The organism is Photobacterium sp. DNB23_23_1 (assembly GCF_052873815.1).
In genome coordinates this window covers 73,106-83,644 of the sequence record NZ_JBNNXT010000020.1, presented here as the reverse complement: position 1 = coordinate 83,644, position 10,539 = coordinate 73,106, and the positions used below count along the sequence as shown (strand labels likewise).

Sequence of the window (10,539 nt, the reverse complement as noted above, 5' to 3'; positions counted from 1 at the left end):
TCAGCTATCAGCTATCAGCTATCAGCTATCAGCTATCAGCTATCAGCTATCAGCTATCAGCTATCAGCTATCAGCTAAAGACGAACGGATGTTCTGGGTTAAAGCAAGAGAAACTTTGCGAATTTATACAACGGTCAGCTTAACGACCAGAGTGGTTTAGACATGCTACCGCCCTTAGGTTGTGGTTCCTAATGACCGTCAATTTTCGAGTGCAAGGTACACTACCGCAAGTTTGTTACGTCGAAATGTCAAATTTCTACTTAAATGATGAGGTTTCCCCCTTCAAATATGATTGATGATTTTACACATTTTTTATGCTGATAGGAATATGAATTTTGTAGCTTACTTTCAGAAAACCTTAAACGAATAGCGTAAGCAATTAACTTTAAAGGGTTTTACTTGTATTGATAAGTTTTCAAAATCATCATAACGGTGTAAGAATCCTAGTGGCACACCTCCCTCCCCCCATTAAGTTATTCTTATCGGCAAGCTCGTTGTTATTTTTGGGAGTGACCTCTCTTTTTTTCACTCCTGCATTTAAGAATTCATAAAACTCTTTTATGACAATTAGCTAGATGCATTGCGGATTTGTGTTAATCGCAATATCATTGCATAGAAGGCGGGAACCGCTTGATTGATATTTTTATATACGTAATTGTTAATTTTGACCAACAAGTAAGGGAATAGGATGAAAAAAGCAGCTTTGGCAATGATTGCGGCGCTATCACTTTGTGGTACAGCTTTCGCAGCAACTGAAACAGGTTCTACAGCCGCAACAACTGGTAGTACAGCTTCATCTACCGCAACTACTGCAGGTACAACAGCATCAACATCTGGTGCTGCTGCAGGTACAGCTGGTGCTTCTGCTGCTGCCGCTGGCGGTATTACAGCCACAACAGTAGCAGTAGGTGCAGCAGTGGCTGTGGCTGGTGTTGCAGCTGCCGATTCAGGCGGCAGCACCAGCACCACAACGACAGCGACTGCAACTCAGTAATACTTAAAACAGCTAGAGTTTGAGTTGATTGTGTTTAACCGCGCGTTATAGCGCGGTTAATTAACCAAAAATTCACTCAACAGCTACCACCTGATTCTGACATTTTATTCTAACCACTCTACTTTATCTTTATTTAGCAATTTGGATGCTACCTTCATGTTTCGACATTGTTCCACTGCAGTACTTCTCTTATTAACGCTTACTGGGTGCAGTCAGAAGTTTAATGATGTTAACGACACCGTTAACCTTGCCTTTTTTGGTGATAAAGATGTCGCCTTAAGCGCAGAAGAAATCAACCAACTTCCCTACGCCAGCATGTACGCACGCGTCGAGGACGGCCCACAAGCTTTTATGGTATTGGCTTTTGCTGAAAACAAAAAAACACAGGGTTTGCCAAACTCAGACTCGTCAACTCCAACCAATACCCAACTTAAGTGGGTGTCAGCCGATAAAGGCATGTTGATTACGGAAAATGGCCGAATCGTTAAAACTCTTAATTTGCCAAAGGGCAACTTAATTGGCAGCCACAGCTATAGCGTCGACCCTCTGGTGCAAGGGTTGCACTTAGCCTCTACCCCAACGCAATGGCAACGTACCATAGATTGGCAGCCCGGATATCATTTTGGCTACCCGAGCAAAAGTAAGTTTTCATATGTAGCCGACGATATTCTGGATATCAACGGTACTGAAAAACCTAGCAAGCAGTTTATCGAGCATGTCTCTATTCCCCTGCTGGATATCTCGTTCGACAACCATTGGTGGATCGACTCACGTAATGGCCAAGTTATAAAGAGTAAACAAAAGCCAGCGCCTAACATGCCTTATATCGAGCTGACCCAGCTTAAACCATTTAACTAGGAATGATGACCGTGAGTGCTTTTAGCTTTTATACCACTGATCACATAAAGCATAGCAACCCAATAGCCCAAAAGACTACTCAAAAGTCCTTTCAAGCCGCTATTCAAAAAGCTATGCCGTCACTGTTTTTTTTCTTTGTTGCTCTACTGCTTACACCACATTTTGCAAAGGCTAATAACTACCAACCAGAACAAGCATTGAGCGTAACTATTTACAGCCCTGATAAATCTCAAGCTTGGTCTTTAGACTATTCCAAGCCTGCTCGTTTGAGTCAAATTGTTAGCGATAATATTGCTACGCAATTACAGCGTAATAGCCTACGGGCTGACAACATTTATTGGCCAGGCAGCAGTTTGACTAACAGTGCGACACCTGAGAACAAATCATCCGTACTGAAGCAGATCGACCAGCTTGTAGATAAAGAGCCTATTGGCTTTGCAGCAAAAGCGAGCCTTAGGGCCAATGAACGCTGGATAAACCATAACATATTTTATTCGAGGCAGTTTATCCCGCTTGATTTTGATGCCATTAGGCTAAACAAAAAATTAAACCCTTTTCTTAGTGGCGAATATCACCTCTATTTACCTAATCGTCCTAATAATGTGTTAATTATTGGTGCGGTTCAAAAGCCTACATCGCTTGAATGGCGACCTCGCCTACCAGCAAAACAATACTTAGCTAAAACAGCATTGATTGAGGGGCATCAAAAGGATTTTGCAGCAGTCATTCAACCTGACGGTACAGTAGAGCAGCACCCTATTGCCTACTGGAATAAAAACCACATGGATATTGCGCCGGGTGCGACCATATATATTGGTTATAACAGTCTACCAACCGACTATGAAAAACTGAATGAAGAAATGATTGACCTACTAAGGAACAAGGTACTGTAATCATGACAAATAAGGGCATAAAACACACGGTAAAAACACCTAATCATTTATTCAGGCTATCAGCAATTGCTTTAACTCTACTTCCTATATATTCAACCAGTGCCGATGAGTTCAGTTATCCAATATTAAAGCCTTCCCAGTCTGATTTTGGTGGCGTCGGCTTGATGCAAATGCCTACAGCACGTATGAATCCAACGGGTGAGTTTAATTTCGGTGCGACTTATAACAATGAATACCATCACTATAATGCCTCATTACAACTTTTCTCTTGGTTTGAAGCAACGATTCGTTACACAATCGTTCAAGATCTTCTCTACAGTGGCAACCCTGATTTTAGTGGCGATACAAAATACACAGATAAGGGGATCGACTTTAAGGTTCGCTTGTGGGAAGAAAGTTACTGGCTGCCTGAAGTTGCCGTTGGGGTGCGAGACTTCGGGGGTACAGGGCTATTTGATGGCGAGTTTATTGCGGCCAACAAACAATTCGGGCCTGTTGATTTTACCCTTGGCGTAGCTTGGGGATACATGGGTAACAGTGACAATGTCAGCAACCCATTATGTGACTTAGCAGACCGTTTTTGTGAGCGCGAAATTCGTGGACAGTGGGGTACGGCAAACTTCGATAACTTTTTTAGTGGGCCGATGTCAATTTATGGCGGCATAGAGTATCAAAGCCCCTGGGAACCACTTCGGTTTAAACTGGAATATGACGCTAACGATTATACTAGCGACTACCCTGTCACCCGTGGTGAAATTGAAATGCCACAGGATAGCAAGTTTAACTATGGAGCACTTTATCGTGTAGGCAATTGGGGCGATTTACGTCTAAGTTATGAGCGCGGAAACACTTGGACCTTTGGGTTTAATCTATACACCAACTTCAATACCTTGAAGTCTGGATGGCAAGACGAGCCGGCGCCAAATTATACGCCTCGCGGTGAAAACCACCATGCAACTAAAAGTGAGCTGACCAATGCGGAATGGCAGGTTCTTGCTGACGAGCTGCATACTATTGCGGGCTATAAGAATCCGACTATTCACTACAATGATAAGAGTGTGACGGTCAGTGCCGATCAGAATAAATACCGCAATCGCAATGAGGCACATGAGCGTGCTGCGACGGTGCTCGCCAACCGAGGCCCTGATGTTGCTGAGTATCGGTTAATTGAAACCAGCAACCGTCAAGCAATTACCGAAACCCGTATCGATGCCGAAAAATTCGGTGAAGTTGCCAATGTTGAGTACATCGGCGCGACCATTGAAGATAGCAGTTCGGTATCTGTACCCAATAAGCCTGAAGGTACGCTGGTTGCTGAGCCAAGCAAACACTGGGATGTCAATATTTCCCCTACTCTGCAGCAATCTATTGGTGGGTCAGAAGATTTCTACATGTTCAACATCGGTATCAATGCAGGTGCAAACTACTGGTTTACCGACAATGTTGAGCTTGGTGGTTCAATTTACTTCAATATCTATGATAATTACGACCAGTTCTTGTACGACGTGCCGCCTGATGGCACAGACTTGAAGCGTGTTCGTACTCTGGTTCGCCAATACATCAGCGATAACCCTGTTCGTCTGGATAACTTGCAGCTTACTTGGATGGATAAATTAGGCGATGACTGGTACAGCCAAGCGTATGGTGGTTACCTTGAAATGATGTTTGGTGGTGTTGGTGGCGAAGTGTTGTATCGCCCGCTTGGCGCAAACTGGGCTGTCGGTATGGATGTCAACTATGTCGTACAGCGCGATCCTGATTCTGCCTTCGGTTTCTTTACCGAGGAAGATCAATTTGACCCAATCACTAATCGTCCATATCGCGTTCAAACGGGGGCGATGACTGGTCATGTTACTGGTTACTACCAACCACAATGGAATTGGCTACCAAATACTTTATTCAAGGTTAGCGCGGGCCAATACCTAACTGAAGATATTGGTGTCACTGTCGACTTCTCTAAACAATTTGATAGTGGAATTACCGCCGGTGCCTTTGCCACCTTTACAGATTTGTCTTCCGATGAATACGGTGAAGGTAGCTACACCAAAGGTTTCTACATTTCGATTCCGTTCGATGTGATGACCGTTAAGCCAAGTACTAATCGTGCGACCATTTCTTGGTTACCGTTGACCCGAGATGGCGGCCAGATGCTAAGCCGGAAATACCAATTGTTTGGTGTAACGGATGCAAGGTATCCGTGGTATGGGAGAAAGGCAGGGCACTAGGCGGAAGAAGCAAGGCGTGAGGCGAGTGGCCATAGGCTAGAGGCAAAGGCAAAAGCAAAAGCAAAAGCAAAAGCAAAAGCAAAAGAGCAACGTTAACCCCAGTCACAAATGTGAGTGGGGTTTTCTTTTTCTAACAGCTGAAAAAATGAAGACAAAAAAGCCGTGTACAAATAGCTGGTCCTCTTTTTCCCTTATCGTGACAAGCTCTATGCCCTTATGCACTCCCAGTTATTGAATTGACTCAATACAACGGAGACCATTTTCCATCAGAAATACCGTCACTGAGACACCTAGTACCAACCTGGATAAGTCGTTGATCAAGTATTTGCACTCGCGTGCCAAATTACCGTCACCGCGCAAAAAAACGGTTCAGTTTTCAACCCAATTTCATGGCCATTAAGTGACTCCAACAACTAAAAGTACACATTTAAATGCTCTAAAACCTACAAATATAGGCACAATGCATAACAAAACAATCAGTGTAAGTTATTGATTAAAAAAACCAATACTCACTATGATGCGTACTTTTTTATGCACTTCAATCACACCAAGTCTCAATAATGTGACATTGCCCGAAAAGTTATTCCGGTGGCACACATTGGTGGGATTTATCAGCTATCATAAATAAATAACAAGATTGTCAATAGTTTGACAACACAATTCTTAAAAACATTTTTTTGACGACAAAAAACTAACAAGAAGAGGGAAAGGGCATGTTCAGGGCATATGCACGCTTTTCAGTGAACCATCCATTGGTACATTACACGAATCTACTGGCAGTGCTGGCTGTGTTTATTACCAGTTGCTACCAATTATTAGAAAATGAGAATTTGATGTTTGCAGCTGGCTTAGTGCTTGTGATCTTACCAACTGTCATATTCGCACGTTCATCAGACTATAAGCGTAAGTATTTAAGTACGAATGATTGATATCGACAGATTATATTGATTTAAGTAAAAAAATCGGCACCTAGATGCCGATTTTTTTATTGCTTAACGCAAGTCTATTATATTACCTAGCTTGCAGCTGGAGCTGTTGCCACATCGCTTTGACAATCAACTGATCGGCAGGGTTGAGCTCAGACTGTGCATCAGCCATGCTTTCAACGACCTTAGCATCCATCACTTCAATGCTCGATGTCCCTTCGAGTTCACAGTTAGCGGCAGATAGCGAGATATGTCCACGTAGGTAACCGCCGGCAAACAGTTCATCGTCTGAGGCCGTTTCTACCATCTGGTCAATCAAGGTTAACAACTTTTCTTCGTATTGCTGGATCATAATCTTCATTCTTTGGCTATTGGCTGCTCGTTATGCAGACTTATTCAAACATCACTGGATCTAATGGCACTATGCCATAATGGGCCCGTAGTGATTCCGACAACTGCTTGGCCCTATCTGGAATACCGTGCTCTAGATACTGCAACACTTGCTCTCGAACCTTGTTAGTGAAACCGATCCTATCAGGTTCACAACTGCCATTGAGGTTATCACAGCTGACTTGAAAGCGAAAACCGCAGCTCGCCGCCAAAATCCACTCTAGGGCTTGGGGTTTGATTTCGACGATTTCAAATTCAGCCTGCGCCTGAGCTGTGCGACCATCCGGCTCATACCAATAGCCATAATCTTCCAACAAGCGGCGCTTGGGGCCGGCAATACACCAATGGGCAATTTCGTGCAGGGCCGAGGCAAAATAGCCGCGGGCAAAGATGACACGATGGTGGGCGCTATCCTCATCAGCAGGCTGATAGACAGGTTCATCAACGCCGAGGATCAACTCGGTATTGTAACTTTCAAGAAAGCAGCGATTAAAAATCGCAATAATATCATCGTTGTTGTGTTGCATTTCTTTCTACATGATTAATCAGGAATTACTGTTTTTCACTCTATCCCCTGCCCCACGACCAATCGCCGTCTGCAGAATATAGGCAAAGTATGATTTTAAATTAAAGGTTAAGATCATTTCCTGGTCCATCTCAGCCAGTTTCACCGGGGTCGACATATCTACGCCGTTGATTTGGGCCAAGCCGGTGATCCCAGGCAATACGTCCAGCACACCACGCTGCTGACGCGCTTCAATGAGTTCGGTTTGGTTGAACAGGCATGGGCGCGGGCCAACCAAACTCATTTCACCTTTAACGACATTGATCAGCTGAGGTAACTCATCAAGCTTAGTTCTACGCAAAAAAGCCCCCAGTTTGGTGACAGAGCTGGCATCAACAAGGTGAGTGGCTACCGACACCGTTTCTAGCGGCATGGTACGAAACTTCACCAAGATAAACGGTTTTTGGTTTTTACCGACTCGCTGCTGGCGAAAAATCGGCTGACCAGTATCACGTTTACCAAGCAGATAAACGATCACTAACACCGGAGATAGGCAAATCAAGCCACACAGGGCGAAAGAAAAGTCCAATAGCCGATATAAGCCAGATTGCATTATATTAGTTCCTATATGTTCTGTGGAGGCAAGTCTAAAGGATGACCAGAAGCAAGTGCAAGCACCAAATAGCGCATAATTCAATCAACAGTTCTTGAAAGTAACCTGAACGGCTAGCTAGTCATTTATTTAGCGTTTAGAATGAGGACACTATCCTCAGGGTGTGAATCATGTTTCAACCAGTTTTAAGCCTTTTCAGTGCCAAGCGCATCACCAAGCGCGTCGTTACCGTCTGTTATGATCTCATTGCAATAACAGCTGCCTTGTATCTAGCTATCGCTCTTCGAACAGGAAAAGTGATGATCCCCTTTGGCCCAGAGGAGTTCATCAGCTTTGCTTCAACGATTTTGGTTACACTCCTCGTATTTGCTAAGCTCGGCTTGTACAGGGCGGTTTTACGCTACATGATTGTCCCAGCCTTGGGGCATATTGCATTGGCTGTCATTTTATCTGCTTTTGCTTTAGCTATCTCAAGCTTTTATACGCACTCATACATTCATCGCAGTGTTCCAGCAATTTACGCTGGCCTTGCCATACTTTTCTTAGGTGCGCCTCGGGTCATGATTAGAATGTACTTCGACCGCTACTATAGAAAAGGTAAACCACATGTGCTGATCTACGGTGCAGGCTCTACTGGCCGGGAACTCGCCTATGCCCTGCGTCAAGGCTCAGAGTATCACCCTGTCGCGATGCTTGATGATAATAACCTAAAATGCGGCAACATTATATATGGCCTAAAGGTTTACCATAGCAGTGAGTTTGAAAAACTGAACAGCCTTTATCGCCCAGTCAAACTTCTTCTTGCCATTAATAACATCAGTAAAGGCGAGCGTTTAAGATTACTGGAAAGACTCTCTAGCTGGCCGATAGAAATACAATCCGTTCCTTCCGTTGAAGACATTGCTTCTGGTAAATCAAGCCTGACGGAAATCAAAGATCTCGATATTGCTGATCTCCTCGGTCGAAATAGTATTGAACCTCAAGAACACTTAATGAAGGCGTGTATTGAGTCAAAAGCCGTTATGATTACAGGTGCAGGGGGCTCTATCGGTTCTGAGCTCTGCCGGCAGATAATAAAAAGAAAACCCAAACTGGTCCTATTGTTCGAGCTTAACGAATATAACCTTTACAAGATTGAGCGCGAGTTGCTGCAATTTCTCAAATTCACCAAGCAAGAAATCCCTATTATTGCGGCCCTAGGATCGGTACAGCATAAAAACCGGCTACAAAACTTGATGCTCAAATATCAAATAGACACTGTTTACCATGCAGCGGCCTACAAACATGTGCCTATTGTTGAGCACAACACCGTCGAAGGTATTCGTAATAATATTTTTGGGACCTGGTTTACCGCCGAAGCTGCGATGAAGTCAGGTGTGAGTAATTTTGTATTAATCTCTACAGACAAAGCTGTTCGCCCTACTAATGTAATGGGGGCCAGCAAGCGAATGGCTGAGCTTGTCCTCCAAGCTTTGGCAGATGCAAATAGCCCAACAACATTCACTATGGTCCGATTTGGTAACGTACTCGGTTCATCAGGCTCTGTTGTGCCGCTATTTCGTGAGCAAATAAAGAGTGGTGGACCAATTACTGTCACGCACCCTGATATTACACGCTATTTTATGCTGATCCCTGAAGCAGCCCAGCTGGTTATTCAAGCTGGAGCCATCGGCCATAATGGTCAAGTCTTTGTACTTGATATGGATGAACCGGTAAAGATCCTCGACCTTGCAAAACGCATGGTTCAGCTAATGGGTTTAACTGAAAAGAAACATGAAAAGTGTGATGGCGACATCGAGATCCGTTTTACTGGCCTAAGACCAGGAGAAAAGCTCTATGAAGAATTGCTGATTGGTGATAACGTGACCGGTACTGAGCATCCAAAAATCATGTCAGCGAAGGAAGAAAAATTAAGTTGGCCGGAAATGGAAGATGTTCTAAAACAACTTGATAGTGCCTGCCACTCAACAGATCTTCAAAATATCAGAAATATACTTCTCAGCACACCTACAGGTTATACCCCTGAAGGCGAGATTTACGATCACCTTTATCATGATGTAACACAGCTCAAACTGTAATATCTATACGAAACATAGATAAAATCAGGATGCATGCATTCAATATGGATGTATGCATCAAGCTGATCCTTAGTTCAGTGTAGAGTGAAGATCATCATTGAGCTCCCACCCCAGTAATTCCTTTGCCTTACTATTATCGACTTCGAGATCATCAAACAGCTGGCTCGCTATTGCGCCTTTTCCCAACAATTTGGCTGCAAAGCGCATAACAGCTACCGGTACAGGAAACTGTATCGTTTTTTTCCCAGCAGCTTCCGCTAACGTATTAACCAATTGTTTAGTTGAAACGGTTTGACTATCAGCAGCCAAGAAGACTTGATCTACTGCTGCAGGATGAGAGGCGCATAACTTCAACAGTGACACTAAGTTTGTAACAGAGACGAAGCTTTTACTGTTTGCTACAGCACCAAAAGGGAGAATAGGTAAAACCGTAGCCAGCTTTGCCAACCTTGCCATATTTCCCGGGGCCTTCTTACCATATACCAATGCAGGGCGAACTATAACTAATTCAACACCTAATCGCTTAGCTTCTAGCGTGAGCTGCTGCTCAGCCTCGTATTTTGAGATCGCATAATCAGACACAGGTGTTGGTGTTTGCTGCTCGTTAAATGGTATACCGTGGGTAACATTGCCATTTACACCGATACTACTGACAAAAACAAAGCGGCTCACACCTTGTTTTGCCGCCTCACGCAAAAGGTGCAATGCAGCCTTACAGTTAACCTGCCTAAATAATTCAAGTGGTGACTGTGAAGGGTCTGCCAAAATGTGCGCCCTAGCAGCTAAGTGAATAACAACATCAACGCCTGCAAGTGCGTCATCCCAATTAGTTGTATCTGTAATATTACCAGTAGCAACAACATCCGTTGAAGATGGAAAAATGTCACTGATGTTTTCGTCTAACTTTCGTACAGATGCTCGTACAGAAAAGTCTTCCTGCAGTAATTTGACTAATTCCTTGCCAATAAAACCATTCCCACCTGTTACCAAAACCCTTTTCAAAAGCCACTCTCTCAATGCTATATGTTCTGTGATATATTAGTATATCAAGTGAATT

General features: G+C 43.7%; 9 protein-coding genes. 5 read left to right on the top strand and 4 right to left on the bottom strand.

What is annotated here, in order from left to right; genetic code table 11:
- The first annotated feature begins 688 nt into the window (after positions 1–688).
- From ACVA53_RS14200 to ACVA53_RS14185, 4 genes are all read left to right on the top strand, one after another.
- The gene (locus tag ACVA53_RS14200; RefSeq protein WP_446505428.1) at positions 689–994 is read left to right on the top strand and encodes a hypothetical protein; all 306 of its coding nucleotides are present in this window, start codon (positions 689–691) and stop codon (positions 992–994) included.
- Between the two features lie 156 nt (positions 995–1,150).
- Positions 1,151–1,852: a YjbF family lipoprotein gene (locus ACVA53_RS14195; protein ID WP_446505427.1), complete on the top strand. Its 702-nt coding sequence runs from the start codon at positions 1,151–1,153 to the stop codon at positions 1,850–1,852.
- An 11-nt stretch (positions 1,853–1,863) separates the two neighbouring features.
- Positions 1,864–2,745, top strand: coding sequence for a capsule biosynthesis GfcC family protein (locus tag ACVA53_RS14190; RefSeq protein ID WP_446505426.1), 882 nt, complete (start codon positions 1,864–1,866; stop codon positions 2,743–2,745).
- Positions 2,746–2,747: 2 nt separating this feature from the next.
- On the top strand, positions 2,748–4,970 hold the full coding sequence (locus ACVA53_RS14185; protein ID WP_446505425.1) for a YjbH domain-containing protein: 2,223 nt from the start codon (positions 2,748–2,750) through the stop codon (positions 4,968–4,970).
- A 1,011-nt stretch (positions 4,971–5,981) separates the two neighbouring features.
- Here ACVA53_RS14185 and ACVA53_RS14180 read toward each other — a convergent pair.
- The 3 genes from ACVA53_RS14180 to ACVA53_RS14170 are packed head-to-tail and all read right to left on the bottom strand — an operon-like array spanning position 5,982 to position 7,404.
- On the bottom strand, positions 5,982–6,248 hold the full coding sequence (locus tag ACVA53_RS14180) for a YfcL family protein (RefSeq protein ID WP_255044120.1): 267 nt from the start codon (positions 6,246–6,248) through the stop codon (positions 5,982–5,984).
- 40 nt (positions 6,249–6,288) lie between these two features.
- Positions 6,289–6,813: an elongation factor P hydroxylase gene (locus ACVA53_RS14175; RefSeq protein WP_446505424.1), complete on the bottom strand. Its 525-nt coding sequence runs from the start codon at positions 6,811–6,813 to the stop codon at positions 6,289–6,291.
- 18 nt (positions 6,814–6,831) lie between these two features.
- Positions 6,832–7,404 carry a sugar transferase gene (locus tag ACVA53_RS14170; protein ID WP_446505423.1) on the bottom strand — a complete coding sequence of 191 codons (573 nt, stop codon included), beginning with the start codon at positions 7,402–7,404 and terminating at the stop codon, positions 6,832–6,834.
- 170 nt (positions 7,405–7,574) lie between these two features.
- Between ACVA53_RS14170 and ACVA53_RS14165 the strand changes: the two genes are divergently transcribed.
- Positions 7,575–9,482 (top strand): polysaccharide biosynthesis protein, encoded by a 1,908-nt coding sequence (locus ACVA53_RS14165; protein WP_446505422.1) that lies wholly within the window; start codon positions 7,575–7,577, stop codon positions 9,480–9,482.
- 69 nt (positions 9,483–9,551) lie between these two features.
- On the opposite strand, the gene ACVA53_RS14160 is transcribed toward ACVA53_RS14165, so the two are convergent.
- Positions 9,552–10,484, bottom strand: a complete 933-nt coding sequence (locus ACVA53_RS14160) for an NAD-dependent epimerase/dehydratase family protein (protein ID WP_446505421.1) — start codon at positions 10,482–10,484, stop codon at positions 9,552–9,554.
- Between the last annotated feature and the right edge of the window lie 55 nt (positions 10,485–10,539).